18 protein-coding genes are annotated in these 16,608 nt (G+C 66.9%); 8 read left to right on the top strand and 10 right to left on the bottom strand.

What is annotated here, in order from left to right:
* The first annotated feature begins 40 nt into the window (after window positions 1–40).
* Both ACZ1A1_RS03315 and ACZ1A1_RS03320 read left to right on the top strand, forming a co-directional pair.
* Entirely contained in the window at window positions 41–1,081 is a 1,041-nt protein-coding gene (locus ACZ1A1_RS03315) for a DUF6282 family protein (RefSeq protein WP_463618747.1), read from the top strand.
* 90 nt (window positions 1,082–1,171) lie between these two features.
* Complete coding sequence (locus ACZ1A1_RS03320; protein WP_463618748.1) at window positions 1,172–1,840, top strand: aspartate/glutamate racemase family protein; 669 nt, start codon at window positions 1,172–1,174, stop codon at window positions 1,838–1,840.
* 12 nt (window positions 1,841–1,852) lie between these two features.
* Here ACZ1A1_RS03320 and ACZ1A1_RS03325 read toward each other — a convergent pair whose 3' ends face one another.
* Both ACZ1A1_RS03325 and ACZ1A1_RS03330 read right to left on the bottom strand, forming a co-directional pair.
* The gene (locus ACZ1A1_RS03325) at window positions 1,853–2,740 is read right to left on the bottom strand and encodes a PfkB family carbohydrate kinase (protein ID WP_463618749.1); all 888 of its coding nucleotides are present in this window, start codon (window positions 2,738–2,740) and stop codon (window positions 1,853–1,855) included.
* A gap of 225 nt (window positions 2,741–2,965) precedes the next feature.
* Window positions 2,966–4,054, bottom strand: coding sequence for a LacI family DNA-binding transcriptional regulator (locus ACZ1A1_RS03330; protein ID WP_313193815.1), 1,089 nt, complete (start codon window positions 4,052–4,054; stop codon window positions 2,966–2,968).
* A gap of 260 nt (window positions 4,055–4,314) precedes the next feature.
* Here ACZ1A1_RS03330 and ACZ1A1_RS03335 point away from each other — a divergent pair, with 260 nt between their 5' ends.
* The 3 genes from ACZ1A1_RS03335 (at window position 4,315) to ACZ1A1_RS03345 (ending at window position 6,945) form a co-directional block, all read left to right on the top strand.
* The gene (locus ACZ1A1_RS03335) at window positions 4,315–5,160 is read left to right on the top strand and encodes a transporter substrate-binding domain-containing protein (protein WP_463618750.1); all 846 of its coding nucleotides are present in this window, start codon (window positions 4,315–4,317) and stop codon (window positions 5,158–5,160) included.
* A 76-nt stretch (window positions 5,161–5,236) separates the two neighbouring features.
* Window positions 5,237–6,157 carry an amino acid ABC transporter permease gene (locus ACZ1A1_RS03340; RefSeq protein ID WP_463618751.1) on the top strand — a complete coding sequence of 307 codons (921 nt, stop codon included), beginning with the start codon at window positions 5,237–5,239 and terminating at the stop codon, window positions 6,155–6,157.
* On the top strand, window positions 6,157–6,945 hold the full coding sequence (locus ACZ1A1_RS03345; RefSeq protein WP_463618752.1) for an amino acid ABC transporter ATP-binding protein: 789 nt from the start codon (window positions 6,157–6,159) through the stop codon (window positions 6,943–6,945). The genes ACZ1A1_RS03340 and ACZ1A1_RS03345 overlap by 1 nt, the downstream gene beginning before the upstream one ends.
* A 12-nt stretch (window positions 6,946–6,957) precedes the next feature.
* On the opposite strand, the gene ACZ1A1_RS03350 is transcribed toward ACZ1A1_RS03345, so the two are convergent.
* From ACZ1A1_RS03350 to ACZ1A1_RS03360, 3 genes are read right to left on the bottom strand one after another with little or no spacing between them, the layout of a single operon-like run.
* Window positions 6,958–7,896, bottom strand: a complete 939-nt coding sequence (locus ACZ1A1_RS03350) for an ornithine cyclodeaminase (RefSeq protein WP_463618753.1) — start codon at window positions 7,894–7,896, stop codon at window positions 6,958–6,960.
* Between the two features lie 10 nt (window positions 7,897–7,906).
* The gene (locus ACZ1A1_RS03355) at window positions 7,907–8,617 is read right to left on the bottom strand and encodes a GntR family transcriptional regulator (protein WP_463618754.1); all 711 of its coding nucleotides are present in this window, start codon (window positions 8,615–8,617) and stop codon (window positions 7,907–7,909) included.
* An 18-nt stretch (window positions 8,618–8,635) separates the two neighbouring features.
* On the bottom strand, window positions 8,636–9,637 hold the full coding sequence (locus ACZ1A1_RS03360; RefSeq protein ID WP_463618755.1) for an SIS domain-containing protein: 1,002 nt from the start codon (window positions 9,635–9,637) through the stop codon (window positions 8,636–8,638).
* Between the two features lie 212 nt (window positions 9,638–9,849).
* Here ACZ1A1_RS03360 and ACZ1A1_RS03365 point away from each other — a divergent pair, with 212 nt between their 5' ends.
* The gene (locus ACZ1A1_RS03365; RefSeq protein ID WP_463618756.1) at window positions 9,850–10,749 is read left to right on the top strand and encodes a homocysteine S-methyltransferase family protein; all 900 of its coding nucleotides are present in this window, start codon (window positions 9,850–9,852) and stop codon (window positions 10,747–10,749) included.
* A gap of 23 nt (window positions 10,750–10,772) precedes the next feature.
* On the opposite strand, the gene ACZ1A1_RS03370 is transcribed toward ACZ1A1_RS03365, so the two are convergent.
* From ACZ1A1_RS03370 to ACZ1A1_RS03380, 3 genes are all read right to left on the bottom strand, one after another.
* Window positions 10,773–11,105, bottom strand: coding sequence for a cupredoxin domain-containing protein (locus tag ACZ1A1_RS03370; protein WP_463618757.1), 333 nt, complete (start codon window positions 11,103–11,105; stop codon window positions 10,773–10,775).
* Entirely contained in the window at window positions 11,102–11,623 is a 522-nt protein-coding gene (locus ACZ1A1_RS03375; RefSeq protein ID WP_463618758.1) for a DUF4142 domain-containing protein, read from the bottom strand. The genes ACZ1A1_RS03370 and ACZ1A1_RS03375 overlap by 4 nt, the downstream gene beginning before the upstream one ends.
* An 83-nt stretch (window positions 11,624–11,706) precedes the next feature.
* The gene (locus ACZ1A1_RS03380) at window positions 11,707–12,396 is read right to left on the bottom strand and encodes an RNA polymerase sigma factor (protein ID WP_463618759.1); all 690 of its coding nucleotides are present in this window, start codon (window positions 12,394–12,396) and stop codon (window positions 11,707–11,709) included.
* A gap of 216 nt (window positions 12,397–12,612) precedes the next feature.
* Between ACZ1A1_RS03380 and ACZ1A1_RS03385 the strand changes: the two genes are divergently transcribed.
* A complete protein-coding gene (locus ACZ1A1_RS03385) occupies window positions 12,613–12,897 on the top strand; it encodes a hypothetical protein (RefSeq protein WP_463618760.1) in 285 nt (94 codons plus the stop codon).
* 37 nt (window positions 12,898–12,934) lie between these two features.
* Here the strand turns inward: ACZ1A1_RS03385 and ACZ1A1_RS03390 are convergent, their stop codons facing one another.
* A complete protein-coding gene (locus ACZ1A1_RS03390; RefSeq protein ID WP_463618761.1) occupies window positions 12,935–14,752 on the bottom strand; it encodes a chloride channel protein in 1,818 nt (605 codons plus the stop codon).
* 206 nt (window positions 14,753–14,958) lie between these two features.
* On the opposite strand from ACZ1A1_RS03390, the gene ACZ1A1_RS03395 reads away from it, so the two are divergent.
* Window positions 14,959–15,378 (top strand): MarR family winged helix-turn-helix transcriptional regulator, encoded by a 420-nt coding sequence (locus ACZ1A1_RS03395; RefSeq protein WP_415212129.1) that lies wholly within the window; start codon window positions 14,959–14,961, stop codon window positions 15,376–15,378.
* A gap of 6 nt (window positions 15,379–15,384) precedes the next feature.
* On the opposite strand, the gene lhgO is transcribed toward ACZ1A1_RS03395, so the two are convergent.
* A complete protein-coding gene (gene lhgO / locus ACZ1A1_RS03400; RefSeq protein WP_463618762.1) occupies window positions 15,385–16,575 on the bottom strand; it encodes an L-2-hydroxyglutarate oxidase in 1,191 nt (396 codons plus the stop codon).
* Between the last annotated feature and the right edge of the window lie 33 nt (window positions 16,576–16,608).

Genomic DNA, 16,608 nt, shown 5'->3' on the forward strand with positions numbered 1-16,608 from the left:
CGGGCGGCGGCCACTATAACAGCATACAAGGAGAACCGACGTGACCGACGCCCCCGAGACCGCAAAGCCGCTGCCGCGCGAAACCTTCTACAATCGCTCCATGAGCCTGCCGGACGAGCTGATGGTCGGCACCACCGACATCCATGTCCATAGCGGTCCCTGGCTGAAATCCTGCCCCGGCCGGCTGACGCCCTTCGAGATCGCCGAGCAGGCGAAGGCGGCGGGCATGAAGGCGCTCGTCTTCTACGACCACACGCTCGGCGTCAGCAACGGTACGTCCCAGCTGGTCAACTGGCAGGTGCCGGGCATCGATGTCTTCGGCGGCATCATCCTCACCTCCAATTTCGGCGGCCTCAATCCGCGTGCGGTCAAGACGGCGCTCTATTACGGCGCCGGCGCCCGCTTCGTGCATTTCGGCGCCCACTGCACCCATTACATGGCGAGCCACGAAGGCTCCTTCGTCGACGGCAAGCCAGTCTATTTCAAGGACCAGTATCCGAAATTCGCCAGGGACGAATTGTCCCGCGCGGTCCGCATCCCGCTGGAAGGGCCTATTTCGGAAGAGCTTGCCGAAATCCTCCAGCTCATCGCCGATCATCCCCATGTCCATCTCAATACCGGGCACATTTCCGCCGAAGAGGCGATCCGGCTGGTCGACCTTGCCATCGAGTTCGGCATCAGGAAGATCGTCGTCGCCCATCCCTGCCGCGTCCGCCTGTCGACGCAGCAGCAGAAGGACCTTGCGAAGAAGGGCGTGATGCTGGAGGGTTGCGTGTCGGACTGGATGTTCCATCGCGGCCTGCCGCGCACGAACTACTATGTCGAGCGCGAATGGGCGGACCAGATCGCCGGCATCGCCAGCTCGCCGGATGCCTTCAGCGGCATCGTGCCCTGGGCGCGGCAGATCCGGGAAATCGGCATCGAGCATTTCGTGGTCGGCACCGATTACGGCATCCGCTCCGGCCCGACGCCCGTCGAGGGCATGCGTATCCTGATCAGCTCGCTTCTCGATCTGGAGTTCACACCGGAAGAAATCCACACCATGGTCAAGACCAACCCGGAAAACCTGCTGGATCTCTAGGAAGAGTGTACCGGGCGGGAACGCCCGGCGAACCCATCGGCGAAGGTGGACGGCATGCCTCCGGCTGCCTTCGCACACAAGGAATAGGCCATGAAGCCCCTGCTTCTCATCAACCCCAACACCAATGCCGCCACCACCGAGGAGATGGTGGCCATCGCGCGCAACACCGCGCCTGCCGGCCAGGCGGTGGAGGGCGTGACGGCCCGGCGCGGCGCGCCGCTCATCTATGACGACGCGCTGCTGTCGGTCGGAGCCTCCGCCGTCGTGGAGCTGGCGAGGACGCTCGACCTTGCCCGCCATTCCGGCATCGTCGTCGCGGCCTTCGGCGATCCGGGCATCGATGCGCTGCGGCGGTTCTCGCCGGTGCCGGTCACCGGCATCGCCGAAGCCGGCATCATCGAGGCGGCCGGCACCGGACGGCGTTTCTCGATCGTCACCACGACGCCCGATCTGGTCGAAGCCATCGAAAAGCGGGTGGAGGCCTACGGCTTTTCCGCCTCCTTCACCGGCGTCCGCCTCACGGAGGGCGACGTCGCCAGCGTGATGAGCGACCCGGTGCGGCTGGAGGAAAGCCTCATGGAGGCCTGCGCCCTTGCGATCTCCGAGGACCGCGCGGAAGCGGTCATCATCGGCGGCGGACCGCTCGCCGTTCACGCCGTTGCATTGGGCGCCCGTTTCGCGGTCCCCATCATCGAGCCGGTCCCCGCCGCCATCCGCCTCGCGCTCGCAAGGACCGCCATGGCGGATGCGGCCATCTGAGCCGCGCGCCCGTCAGGCCTCTTCGGGCGCTTTTGCGGGCCGGGTGGTGCGGTAGACCTCCTCGAGGCTCATCATGTTCGAAAGGTCGACGCTCATGGGGGCGGCATGGCCGAAGGCGCCGCGCATCAGGCAGGTGTTCGCTGCCGCCTGTGCCGCATCCTTCAGGATCGTTTCGGGATGGCGCCCGTCGAGCAGGCCGACGAGGACATTGGCGATGTAGGTATCGCCCGCGCCGAGCGTGTCGATGGCCTCGACGGGCTGGGCGGGCGCCTCGAACACGCCGGCCTCGCCGGCAAGCAGCGCCCCTTCGATGCCCCGGGTGACGAGGCTCCAGCGCGCGCCGGCGTCCCGCGCGGTCTGCGCCAGCGCAAGGGCTTTCTCGCGCGTCAGGCCGCCGGCGGAAAAGGCGATGAGGAAGCAGTGCGGCGCGACCTGCGCGATGCGGTCGGGAGCATGGACGGTGGCAAGGTCGTAGGAAACCTTCGTCGCCTCGGCAAAGCGCGGCAGCCAGGCATCGACATGGCTGGAGCGGCCGGTATGGATCGCGTCGAAATCCGCTAGCCGCGCAAGGTCCGCCCGCGACGGCGCGATGATCGACACGCCGAGATTGGCGCCGACGAACAGCCGGTCGCCGTCCGGCGTCTCGATCACGCAATAGGCGGTCGTGCCCGGCTCCATCCGCAGCAAGGAGACATCGACGCCTTCCTCGACCAGCGCCTGGCGGATCAGCCGTCCCGCATCGTCGTCGCAGACCGCGCCGGCATAGGCCGTCTCGGCGCCCGCGCGGCGGGCGAAGACGGCATGATTGACGCAGTTCCCGCCGGGAAACATCAGGTTCTGGTCGCGGTAGCAATCGACCACATTGTCGCCGAAGGCGAGGATTCGGGCGGGGCGGGGCATCGGGCAGGCTCTCCTGAGATGAAAACTGAGAACGTTCTCAATTATCGTCGGGCGGCAGAAAAGGCAAATGGTTTCCTGCCGCAAGCTGCGCGGAGGCGGGCTGCATGGAATGAAGGAACGGCCTGCGACGGCGAGGAGATGCGATGGATTTCGCGGGCTCTGCCGGGGAGCGGCGCGGAAAAGCGTCGGGAATCCCACCGTTATGAGGCGGCTGGCGCTGGAAGGTCAGATGCGGGCGACGGAGCCGCGCTCGATCAGCTCGGCGGGCATCAGCACCGTGCGGGGCGGATAGTCCTCGCCGCGGATGCGCTCCAGCAGCATGCGCGCGGCGGCTTCTCCCATGGCGAGGCGCGGCTGCGCCACGGTGGTGATGCCGGGGCGGTGGAAGCTCATCCAGTCGAGATCGTCGAAGCAGACGAGCGAGAGGTCCTGCGGGATCGAGAGCTTCAGCTCGGTGAGGGCCCGCATGGCGCCTTCCGACATGGTGCCGTCCGTCGTGAACAGCGCCGTCGGACGGTCGGGCGCCGTCATCAGGCGCGGGACCGCCGCATGGGCGGCGAGGGCGGAATAGCTTCCCGCCCGCAGCGTCAGGCCAGGGTCCACGGGCAGCCCCTCGATGCGGTGCGCCCGGATATAGCCGAGCAGGCGCTGCCAGCTCGGGTAGAGCGTTTCGCTCTCGATCGGGTCGCCCGCGATGGCGCGGGCGAGGAAGGCGTCGAGCCCGCCGCTCTCCTCGTCGACCAGTTCGGCGACGATGCCGATCCGGCGGTGCCCGGCGGCAATGAGATGGCGCACGGCATGTTCGGCGGCGGCGATGTTGTCGGTCGCCACGCGGTCGACCATCAGGCCGGCGACGGCGCGGTCGATGAGGACCAGCGGCACGCCCATGGCCCGCAGGTTGTGCAGGTGCCGCGCCCTGCGGGTGTCGCTGGGCGTGACGATAAGCCCGTCCACCTGCTTCTGCGCCAGGAGCTCGACCGAATGGACTTCCTTGGGCTGGGCCTCGTCGCTGTTGGTGATCAGCAGGCCGAAGCCGTTCGCCTCCGCGACGTTGGAAATGCCGCGCAGGACGGAGGCGTAGAACGGGTTCTGGATATCGCCGGCCACCACGCCGAGCGTACGCGTCTTGCCGGTGATGAGGCTGCGGGCGAGCGCGTTGGGCCGGTAGCCGAGGTCCTGGGCGGCCTTCAGCACCTGTTCCTTCTTCTCCTCGCTGGTATAGCCGTAGCCGCCGAGAACGCGGCCGGCCGTTGCCGTGGAAACGCCTGCTGCGCGCGCCACATCCGCGATCGTCGCCTTGCCTTTGGGAGCCACGGCCAGTTTCCTCTCACATCCAGGGGGCTGCGGCATGAGAATATTTCATCCCATTTGGGGAGAAAAACAGCAGCCCTTTTTAGGTGTTACCAGATCGGCGGCGCTTTTCAACGCCTGTGAATGGCATTCTCCCGCAAAAGGGCGCTTGACGGAGGGGCTGTCTCCGTGTCTCATATGTGAGAACGTTCTCGCCATCATGTGAGGGGAAGCAGAGAGCGCAATCGCGAGCCCGCCGGGCTCGCCACGACAAGGAGGCTGTCATGATCAAATCCATTCTGGCCGGCTGCGTTCTCAGCGCCGTGCTTGCGATGCCGGCTGTTGCCGACGTCATTCCCGCCCTGCACGATGCCCTGCCGCAGGAATACAAGGACAACGGCATCAAGGCGGCGGTCTTCAACGACTGGGCGCCGGACGAATATCTCGATGCCGACGGCCAGCTCAAGGGCTGGAGCGTCGATATCGCCAAGGAGATGCAGGAGCGCCTCGGCGTGACCTTCACCTTCGAGGGCACGAGCTTCGACGCCATCATTCCGGGCCTCCAGTCCAAGCGCTTCGACGCCGGCTTTGCCTCCTTCGGCACGACCGCCGAGCGGCTGAAGGCGCTCGACTTCGTCTCCCAGCGCCGCATCGGCACGTCCTTCGCCTATCCGGCGGCGAGCACACTTTCCATCAAGTCCGCCGCCGACGCATGCGGCCTGACGATCGCCGTCCTCAACGGCGCCTGGGACATCGGCCTCCTGGAAAGGCTGAACGCCAGCGAATGCAAGGACAAGCCGATCATCATGCAGACGCACGGCACGCAGGCCCAGGCCGAGCTCGCCGTCCGCTCCAACCGCGCCGAGGCGACGGTGGGCGGATCGGTCAAGCTTGCCTACATGGCCAAGCAGACGGGCGACCTGAAGACGTCGGACCTGGTCCTCTCGCCAGTCAACAGCTGCATCGGCGTGCGCAAGGGCGATCCGCTCGGCCAGGTGCTGACGGACACGATCCAGTCGATGATCGACGACGGCACCTATGAGAAGATCATGGCCAAGTGGGGCCTGAACGACGGCGGGATGCTGGACAAGGCACTGCTGATCACGGAAGAGCATCCGGCGGACCTCTAAGGCGCCGCGATCGCCGCCGGCCCGAAGCCGCTTCGGGCCGGTGAGACGGCCCGGAAACGGGCAGCAAGGAACGACGATGTCCGAAAAACCGCACCGCCCCTCGATCCACGACCTCAAGCCCATCGCGGTGCCGAAGATCGGCCACTGGATCGGCGGCGTGGCGCTTGCCATCCTTGCGGTCGTCTTCCTGCAGGTGCTCGTCACCAACCAAAACATGCAGTGGACCGTGGTTGCCGAATACATGTTCAGCCCGGCCATCCTGTCGGGCCTCGGCATGACGCTGCTGCTGACGGTTCTCGCCATGGTGCTAGGCCTTGCGATCGGCGTCGTGCTCGCCATCATGCGCCTTTCGGCAAGCAGGATCTTCCAGTCCGTGAGCTGGGGCTGGATCTGGTTCTTCCGCGGCGTGCCGCCGCTCGTCCAGATGATCTTCTGGTACAATCTCGCCCTGCTCCTGCCGGAGATCTCGATCGGCATTCCGTTCGGCGGGCCGAAGCTCCTCTCGTGGAACACCAACGCGCTCATCACCCCGTTCAGCGCCGCCATCATGGGCCTTGCCTTCACCGAAAGCGCCTATGCCGCCGAAATGATCCGCGCAGGCATCCAGGCCGTCAATGCCGGCCAGACGGAGGCCGCCGCCACGCTCGGCATGACGCGCGGCCAGACGCTTCGCCGCATCGTGCTGCCGCAGGCGCTCCGCATCGTCATTCCGCCCATCGGCAACGACACGATCTCCATGCTGAAATTCACCTCGCTGGTGTCGGTGCTGGCGCTGCCTGACCTGCTCTATTCCGCGCAGATGGTCTATGCGCGCACCTACCAGACGGTGCCGCTGCTGCTCGTCGCGACCATCTGGTATCTCGTGCTCACCACGGTCCTGACCGTCGTCGAGCATTCCGTCGAGAACCGGCTGAAGGCCGAACATCGCGCCGGCGCGAAGAAGGCGGGCGGCTTCTTTCCCTTCCGCCTTTTCGCACGCCAGCAGGAGGGCCTGTGATGAACGAGAATGCCAATGCCGAACCGCTCCTGAAGGTCGAGCGGCTGCGCAAGAGCTTCGGCGCGCATGAGGTGCTGCGCGGCATCGACGTCGCGGTGACCCGGGGCGACGTGACCTGCATCGTCGGCCCGTCCGGCTCGGGCAAGAGCACGCTGCTGCGCTGCCTGAACTATCTCGAAAAGCCGACGGGCGGCGCGGTCTTCCTCCACGGCGAGCCCGTCGGCGTGCGCTGGAAGGGCGAAAAGCTCTATGAGATGAGCTTCAACGAGCTCGCCCGCCAGCGCCAGCGCATGGGCATGGTGTTCCAGGGCTTCCATCTCTTCCCGCACAAGACCGTGCTCGAGAACGTCATCGAGGCCCCGGTTCTGGTGAAGCGCGTGCCGCGCGCCACGGCCATCGAGGAGGCGATGCGGCTTCTCGAGCGCGTCGGCATGAAGGAGCGGGCGCATTACTATCCCGCCCAGCTTTCCGGCGGCCAGCAGCAGCGCGCGGCGATTGCCCGCTCGCTGGCGATGAAGCCGGACGTCATGCTCTTCGACGAGCCGACCTCGGCGCTCGACCCGGAACTCGTCGGCGAGGTGCTCGCTGTGATGCGCCAGCTCGCCGACGACGGCATGACCATGGTCGTCGTCACGCATGAAATGGGATTTGCCCGGGACGTCGCCGACCATCTCATCTTCATGGATGGCGGCGTGATCGTGGAGCAGGGCCGGCCCGTCGATGTGCTGACGCGCCCGCAGCACGACCGCACGCGGACCTTCCTGGCGCGGGTTCTGGCCGACGCTTGAACGCTCCCCGCGTCAGCCGAGCGTCTCGGACAGCGCGGAGGCGGTGAAGAGGTCGAGATGGGCGCCGCCGTTGTTCTTGAACACGGTGATCTGGTCGCGGCCGGTGCGGCCCTCCCTTTTACCCTGCACGAGTTCGAAGAGGTCGGCTTTCACGCTCTCCCAGGTGATCGCGCCGGAGGCGACGGCCTGCGAGAGATCGCCGCCGCCCTCCATGTTGTTGCGGCTATCGACGAAGATTGTGCCGCGCGCCAGTGCCGCATCGTCGGCCTCCCGAAGGTGGGGCAGATAGGCCCCGACGAGATCGAGATGGGCGCCCGGCCGCAGCAGCGCGCCCTTGACCAGCGCCGTGTCCGACATGGTGACGCAGGAGACCACGTCGGCGCCGGCGACGGAGCGGTCGAGATCGTCGCTGACCGTCGCATCGATGCCCTTCTCCCGAAGTGCGGCCGTCACGGCCTCGGCCCGGGCCTCGGTGCGGTTCCAGATGGTGACCCTGCGCAGCGAGGGACGCGCGGCCATATGCGCCTCGGCGAAATGCGGCGCGAGCGCGCCGGCGCCGACGATCAGCAGGTCCTCCACATCCTCGCGCGCGAGGATGGCCGCCCCGAGGGCGGAATCGGCCGCGGTCTTGCGCGCCGTCATGGCCGCGCCGTCCGCTGCAAGAAGCGGCCCGCCGGTCTTCCCGTCGAACAGCGCCACCAGCCCCTGCACGGCGGGCTGCGGCGGCTGGAGCGCGGCATTGTGCGGAAAGACGCCGACCATCTTCACGACGACGGGGCCGCCGGGCGCCCAGCCGGGCAGGGTGACGAACTGGGCTTCACCGCCGGCGGGATCCGACTGCACGACCACGTCGGAAAGGGGCATCGGCCCGAAATGCGCCTTGCGCAGGGCCTCGATCAGAAAAGGCCAGGGAAGCGCCGCGTGAACGGCGGCGGCGTCGAAAACGTGCATGGCGAACCTTTCAGGTCTTGATCGTATAGGTGACCAGATGGCTTGGGGTGACGAGCTGCGACAGGGCGAGCGGGCGCCCCTCGGCGTCGGTGACGATCTTCTCGATCCGGTAGACCGGCTGGGCGGCCGTCACGGCCAGGATGTCGCGCTCGGCGGGCAGGGCAAGGCCGACGTCGATCTGCCGCTCCGCATGGGCCGGCGTAATGCCGGCCTTGTCGCGCAGCGCCGCGAAGAAGGAGCCGCCGGCGGCGACCGGCTCGATCACCTCGGGAAAACGTGAGGGATCGAACCAGAGCGTTTCGAGGGTCATCGGCCGGCCGTTGTCCTCCAGCAGCCGGTCGAAGCGCAGCAGCGCCTTCGCCTTGAGCCGTTCGCGGATGGCGGGCGCATCGGGATCGTCCGTCCGCGCGAGGATGCGGTGGCCGGCCTTGCGGCCGAGCCCGTCCATGGTTTCGGAAAAGCCCGACAGCGAGACGAGCGTCTGGCGCACCTTGCCCGGCATGACGATGGTGCCGCGGCCCTGCTGGCGCTGCAGCCTGCCATCGGCGCAAAGCTCGCCGATCGCCCGCCTGAGCGTGATCCGGCTGACGCCGTAGAGCGACATCAGCTCCGGCTCGGCGGGCAGGAAGCTGCCCACGGCGAACTGGCCGGTTTCGATGCCGGCCAGGATCGCGCGCCGGACCTGTTCATAGAGCGGCAAGAGGTTTGCTTGGTCTTCCATCCGCCCTTCCAGGCCCGGTCAGTAGGTGATCTTCTTCATGTAGCGCCGTGCGGCGAGCATTTCGTGCTTGCGCAGGTCGGCGATCTTATAGGCGAAACGCCAGAGCGTGTCGAAGAAGATCAGCGGCACGACATTGCCGCGGAACTGCGGGTCGATGCCGGCAAGATCGAGCTTTTCCGCATCGAGAACGAGGATGTTTTCCGCCGAGCCGAAGCGGTGCAGGAACTCGTCGGCGCGCTCTTCCAGCGGGCGCGTGCTGTCGAGGCCCTTCATCAGGATGAAGGCACGGTCCTTGTCGAGCACCTCGAAGGGGCCGTGGAAGAATTCGTTGGCGTGGATCGCCTGGCTGTTGATCCACTGCATTTCCATCAGCACGCAGATGGCGAAGGAATAGGCCGCGCCGTAGCTCGCGCCGCTGGCGACCGTGTAGATGACGTCTTCCTTGGCGAAGCGCGGCGCATAATCCTCGAACATCGGCGCGAAGGTCGCCTGTGCGCGGTCGATCGCCGGCTGGAGGGCGATGAGGCTGTCGATCAGCGTTTCGGTGAGGTCCTCGCCGCCGGTCCGGGCAACGAGGCCCATGACGATCTGGTAGATCCGGGCATAGTTGCTGTTCCGGGCATCGATCGGCACGCCGGTCGTGTAGGGCGCCTCGAAGCCGACGACATGGTCGACGGCCTTGCCGAGCGGGGAGGCCGGCTCGACCGTCAGGCCGATGGTCGTCGCGCCCCTGGCGCGGGCGAATTCGGCCGCGGCGGTGGTCTCCTTCGTGGTGCCGGTCATCGAGCAGAGGATGACGAGGGAGCCTGCATCCAGCGAACGCGGCGCGCGGGCGACGAATTCGGCGGCGTTGTAGACATCCGACGGCAGCGCGGAATGCTGGTCGAGAAGGAACTTGGCCGGATGCATGATCGAAAGCGACCCGCCGCAGGCGACGAAGAACACATGCTTGATCGATTTCGCGTTCAGGGCGGAAAGCGCCGCGACAACGCCGGCATCGAAGGCGGAGGGGAGGGACATGGGTGTACCTTTCTATATGACGTCATAATACGTATTATAGATTTTCCGGCTGCGTCAAGGCTGCTTGACCCTCGGGCACGAAAATTTTGCGAACGTTCTCACATCGGGTGGAAGGCTTGCCGTTTCGAATGAGCGGTGTGGACCGCGCCGGAAACTTCTGGCAGGACGGACTATCGATGTTTCCGGCTTTTCGGCGGACGATGGGAGGTTTCATGACGGGGATCACAATTCTGGACGGTGGCATGAGCCGCGAGCTGGTCCGCCTCGGGGCCGAGCTGCGGCAACCCGAATGGTCGGCGGTGGCGCTGATGGAAAGCCCCGATATCGTCCGGCAGGTGCATGCGGAATTCATCGCCGCGGGGGCGGATGTCGTCACAACGAACAGTTATGCGCTGGTGCCCTTTCATATCGGTGAGGCGCGGTTTCGCGCGGAAGGGCGCCGGCTGATCGCGCTGGCCGGCCGGCTGGCGTGGGAGGCTGCGGATGCGGCCGGGAAGGGAAAGGTCAAGGTCGCAGGTTCCCTGCCGCCGATCTTCGGCTCCTACGAGCCGCAGCTTTTCCAGCCGGAGCGCGTGCAGGATTATCTCGGCGTCCTGGTCGAGGAGCTCGATCCCTTCGTCGATGTCTTTCTTGGCGAGACGCTGAGCCTGATCGCGGAGGCGCAAGCCGTGGAGGGGGCGGTGGCGTCCACCGGAAAACCCTTCTGGATCTCCTTCACGCTCCAGGACGAGCCGGGCGCCAAAACGCAGCCGCCCGCGCTGCGCTCCGGCGAGAGCGTGGCGGACGCGGCTCGCTGGATCGCGGCCTCTCGTGCCTCGGCGATGCTGTTCAATTGCAGCCGGCCGGAGGTGATGCGGCAGGCGGTCGATGTCGCGGCTGCCATCCTCGCGGAAAGCGGCCGCCCGGTCGAGATCGGCGTCTATGCCAATGCCTTCACCACGGAGGACGAAGGCGCGGCGAACGAGGCGCTGCACGCCATCCGCGACGACCTTTCGGCGGATCGATACGCCGCCTTCGCCTGCGACTGGGCGGAAAGCGGCGCGACGATGATCGGCGGCTGCTGCGGGGTCGGCGCGTCGCATATCCACAACCTGCGCCGCCGGCTCGGCTGACCGCCGTCGCCGGCGGCGGCCGGCTACCCGATGACCCTGATCCGCCCCTTCATGTTGGGGTGGAACCGGCAATAGTAGTCGACATTGTCGCCGGCGGTCGCGACATGGGTCGCCGTCTTGCCGGGCGGGATCGTGACCTCCCAGCCGCCCTTGACGGTGGCGGTATGGGCGAAGGGATCGTCGTTCGTCCATTCGATGGTCTCGCCCGCCCTGACCTCGATCTCGGCCGGCTGGAACGCGAGGTTCCTGATCGCGACATGCACCGTGCCGTCATGGGCGCGGGCGAGCGTGCCGCCGGCAAGCATCGCCGCGCCCGTGGCGAGCACCTGCCTCCGGGTGAGAAGGAGGATTGTCATTTCAGGTCCGCCGCGACATGTTCGGCATGCTGCTCATGGCCCTGGAACAGCTTGAGGCCGGTCTCCAGCAGGCTCTTCAGTTCCGCATTCTGCGCCGAGGGGATGAGCAGGGTCTCCAGCGCGCCGTTCACCTGCTTGTGGTAGGCGACCTCGTTTTCGATATAGGCCTTGTCGAAGGCCTTGCCTTCGAGCTTGCCGAGCTCGGCGCGCTTCTCGTCGGCCGCCGTGACGAGCGCCTTGCTGGTTGCGTTGTCCTCGGGCGTGACCTTGAGCTTCTTGACGAGCGCCAGCGCCATCTCGTTGACGGCCTCGTGGTCCTTCTGCATGGATTCGGCGAAGGCCTTGACCTCGGCATTCTTCGTCTTCTGGAGGGCAAGCCTGGCGGCTTCCACATCGATGACGCCGGCGCTGTAGGCGATATGGGCGATCTGCGGATCGGTCGGCTTGTCGGCGGCCAGCGCGAAAGAGGCGGTCAGGGCCATGCAGGTCGCGGCGAGGGTGGAAATCAGGGTTTTCATCGGGCTCTCCTTGGCGCCGCCGGATGGCCGGCGCCGGTTTTGTTGACACGGCATTGGATGCCGGTCCGGCGAAGAGGTTCCCGCTATTCCTCAAGCCCGAGTTTCGAAAGAACGGCCTGCGTCAGCCGCTCGCAGCGCTCGCCCGCGAAGGGAAAGGCCTCGACGAGGACAGGGCCGATCCGTTCCTCGAGCCGCATGCGGATGAGCTTGCGGGCGCGGTGCAGCCGGGTCTTGACCGTCGCCGGGGCAAGCTCCAGCAGCGCCGCCGTTTCCTCCACGCTGAGGCCCTCGATGACGCGGGCGACGAAGACGAGGCGGAAGGTTTCGGGAAGCGCGTCGGTCGCCTCCTCGACGAGATGAAGAAGCTGTCGCTGCGCCATGACGCGCTCCGGGTCTGCGGTGGAAGAGGCATGGGGGAAGGGGATGATCTCGGCTTTCGCCAGTTCCGGCGCGGGCGCGGCCCGCTTCATCCGCTTCTGCGCGCGAAGCCGCATCAGCGCGGCATTGAGCGCGATGCGCGACAGCCAGGTCGACAGCGAGGCCTCGCCCTGGAAGCCGCCGAGATTGGCGAAGGCGCGAAGATAGGCCTCCTGCAACACGTCCTCCGCATCGGCATTGTTGCGCAGTACGGCGCGCACGAGCCGGTAGAGCCGCTGGTTATGGCTTCTGATGATGGCGCGGATCGCCTGCGCCTCGCCCGCGGCGGCGCGCCGGACGAGATCGGCTTCCCCTTCCGCGGGGTCGGCTATGGGAATGGTCGGCAAGGCTGGCATCGGCGGGCTCCTTCGAAACGGATATTGGATGCCAGACTTCGGGAGAGGTTCCCGCAGGGTGCGACTTTCCGCGCAAAAGTCCCGCTGGCCCGCGGCCGCCACGCGCATCTTGCGCCGATGCCGGAAGGATGTCGACGGTCCTTCATCCGGCACGGGTCTTGAAAATATATATCGTATTACGATATAATTACCGCGCATCGAACGGAGGACCATCCGATGGCGACGGACCTGGCATCATTGAAGAGCGAGCTTCTCGAACTGGACCGGCAGCTTCAGCAGGCGGCGCATCACCCTGTGCATGGCGGGGAGGCGCTGCAATCCGGGCAGCTCGCCGCGCTCCGGCAAAGGCTCGACCAGCGCCTTGCTGCCTTGGACGGCAGCGCCTGGCAGGTTCTCCTCCTGGAATGGCGCTACGACTTCGCGCTTCTCTTCGACCAGATCCGCCTCTGGATGGCGCAGGTCGACGCCAGCTTCGACACCGGGCCCGTCCTGAAGAAATAGCCTTGAGGACAAGCCCGGCGTCGAAGCGGCCCTCCCGCTAGCCGGCCTTTCCGGGCGTCGTCTTCCTCGGCCCGAGATAGGGCTTGCGCTCGTTCTCCAGCGTGTTGGCGGCATGGCGCAGCCGTAGCAGGTCCTTGCGCGCCACCAGCCCCACGAGCCGGCCGCTCTGCGGATCGACCACCGGAATGCGGCCGACATCGGTCGCCAGCATCAGGTCGGCGACATAGCCGATCGTATCCTCCGGATGGGCGACGGGCACCGACGTATCGGAGACTCGCTCGTCGAGGCTCTGGTCGGCGAGGGCCGGGTTCTGCTGCCAGCGCAGCGCATCGCCGCGTGAGACGACGCCCTTCAGCCGTCCGGCCGCATCGATCACCGGATAGATCCGGTGCGTCTTATCGGTCGTAGCGAAGAAGGCGGAGGCCTCGCCGACGCGCATCTGCGCGGGAAGCGTGTCGACCGCCTCGATCATGATGTCGCGGGCGCGGGCATATTCGAAGGGATCGATGCCGTATTCGCGGGTGATGTGCTGGCCCCGCCGGGCGATCTTCTCCGTCAGGATCGAGCGGCGCAGGAGAAGCACGGTGACGGCATAGGCGGAGATCGTCGCGGCGAGCAGCGGCAGCAGGCTGGAGACGTCGCCGGTCAGTTCCACCGCGAAGAAGGTGCCGGTGAGCGGCGCGCGCATCGTGCCGCCCATCATCGCCGCCATGCCGAGCAGCGCCCAGAAGCCCGGATCGCCGGGAAACACCAGCCCGACCAGCCAGCCGAGCGCCCCGCCGAGAATGAGAAGCGGCGCTAGCACCCCGCCCGACGTGCCCGAAGACAGCGAGACCAGCCAGACCGCGGCCTTGACGAGCAGGATCGTCAGCACGGCCTGCGGCAGCATGCGGCTGTTGAGGAGGCCATCGATGAGGTCGTAGCCGACGCCGAGCACGCGCGGCTCGATCAGGCCGCCGAGGCCGACGGCAAGGCCGCCGATCGCCGGGCACCACATCCAGTGGACAGGCAGCGCCTCGAAGGCATCCTCGATCCGGTAGAGCAGCATGGTCAGGAGGCCCGATTGCAGGCCGGCGATGAGGCCGGCGACGGCGCAAAGGCCGATGCCCCACCACGGCAGGTCCATGTGGAACTGCCGCGGAAAGAGGGCGCCCGCCTCGAAGAGGAACGGGCGCCAGCAGGCCGAGACGCAGGCGGCGATCGCGACGGGAATGAAGCTGCGCGGTTTCCATTCGAAAAGCAGAAGTTCGACGGCGAGCGTCACGGCGGCGATCGGCGAGCCGAAGATGGCGGTCATGCCGGCGGCGGCGCCCGCCACCAGCAGCGTCTTTCGCTCGGCCGCGCTCATGTGGAAGCACTGGGCGAAGAGCGATCCGATCGTCCCGCCCGTCATGATGATCGGCCCCTCGGCGCCGAACGGGCCGCCCGTGCCGATGGAGATCGCCGAGGAGAGCGGTTTCAGGATCGCGACCTTCGGCGACATGCGGCTGCCGCCGATGAGGATCGCCTCGATGGCCTCGGGAATGCCGTGGCCGCGGATCTTCTCCGAACCGAAGCGCGCCATCAGGCCGATGATGAGGCCGCCGATGGCGGGCGTTAGGACCATCCAAAGCGAGCGCGGAGCCTGCGCGGGAGTGGCCGCCGCGAGGCTGAACTGCCCGAACCAGGCAAGATTGGTGACGAGCGCGATCAGGCTCACCAGCAGCCTGGCGGCAAGCGCGCCGCCGCTGCCGACGACAAGCGCCATGCCTATCAGCGCCAGCACGCGCCGGTCCGTCGTGAAATCGCCGGCCTCGCGCCGGGCAAGGCCACCCGTGAAATCGTGCGGGCGGTGGTGGGTCTTCGTTTGCGGCATGGCTTTCCCGTCGCTGAAATGGTGAAGGCGGCCGCAAATACATCGTAATACGATATAAATCAACAGGGATCGACGGCATGGCGGGGAGGTCGCCTGGCGCACTAGCCCGCCGGTCCAACCTGCGGTAAGCCGGGTGGAGGGATGCCGTCGCGGAAAGTGCCGCCCACGGCGTGCCGGCGGCCGGAATGCAGAAGCGGGAGGGGAGAATGGCGAAAGACAGGCTGAGCGATGCCGATTACGAAGCACTCTCGAACCTGCGCTACACGCTGCGCCGCTTCATGGATTTCAGCACCTCGGCGGCGCATCAGGAAGGGCTTCCCGCCCAGCAGCACCAGGCGCTCCTGACGATCAGGGGGCACCGCGAGGAAGAGCCGATGACCGTCGGCCGGCTTGCCGAGCGGCTGCTGATCGCGCCCCATTCGGCAACGGAGCTCGTCGGCCGGCTCGTCGCCGCCGGCTATGTGACGCGGCATTCCGACCCCGCCGACCGCCGCCGCCAGACTCTCGCGCTGACGGACAAGGCCGACGCCATCCTCGAAAGGCTGACCGCCATCCACCTCACGGAAATCCGCGAGATGGCGCCGCGGCTGATCGACATTCTCCGCACGCTGGACGTGACGCGTTAGGCCGGATCAGGCGGCCGTCAGCCGGTCGACGATCATGTCGGCGATGGGGATTGCCGAGGTGGCGGCGGGGGAAGGGGCGTTGCAGACATGCAGCATCCGATCGGTCCCGGCGAAGAGGAAGTCGTGGATGAGGGTGCCGTCGCGGCGCACTGCCTGGGCGCGGATGCCCGCTTCGTGCGGCAGGAGGTCGGAGAGCGTGAGACTCGGGCAATATTTCCGGCACTCTTCCAGATAGCCGGGCTTCCACAGCGAGTTCTTCAGTTCCGTCATCGCCGAGGCGCGGTTGGCGATAACGGTCTTCCAGAAGCCGGGGAAGAGCGCATAGTCGGCCATGTCCGCAAGGTTGAGTGAGAGCTTCGGATAGCCCTCGCGGGCAAAACCAATCACCGCATTGGGGCCGACCGTGACGCTGCCGTCGATCATGCGCGTCAGATGAACGCCGAGGAAGGGCAGGGCGGGATCGGGGGCCGGGTAGATGAGGTGCCGGACGATATCGTTCTTTTCGGCCGGCAGACGGTAGTATTCGCCGCGGAACGGCACGATGCGATGCTCGATGCAAAGGCCTGCAAGGACGGCGAGCCGGTCCGACTGGAGGCCGGCGCAGGCGACGAGCTTCCTTGCCCGCCAGCTTTCGCCCTCCGCGGTGATCTCGACCGCGTCGACCGCTTCGGAAATGCCGGTGACCCGCGTCGAGAGCCTGACCTCGCCGCCGAGCGCGGCGATGCGCCGTCCCATGGCAAGGCAGACCTCGGCATAGCTGACGATGCCGGTGGAGGGCACGAAGAGCGCGCCGCGGCCGCTGATGTTCGGCTCGCGCGCCTTCAGCTCGCTTTCACTGATGCGGTGCACCTCGATGGTGTTTTCCTTCGAGCGCGCATGCAGCGCTTCCATGCGTTCCACCTCGAGATCGGAGGTGGCGACGAGCAGCTTGCCGCAGACGTCGAAGCGGATGCCGTTTTCCGCGCAGAAGGCCTTCGTCGCCTCCGCGCCCTTGCGGCAGAGCTCGGCCTTCAGGCTGCCGGGCGGATAATAGATACCCGCATGGATGACGCCGCTGTTGTGTCCGGTCTGGTGCCGGCCGAGCGCCGCCTCCTTTTCCAGAAGCAGGAGGCTGCTGCCCGGCCGCCGCTCCAGAAGCCGCATCGCCGTCGCCAGCCCGACGATCCCGCCGCCCACGACGCAATAATCGAAAACCATGTCCCCTCCCTCGATGGCTTCCTGCCGCCTATC

The sequence above is a fragment of the Shinella sp. R2-11 genome (genome assembly GCF_055330205.1).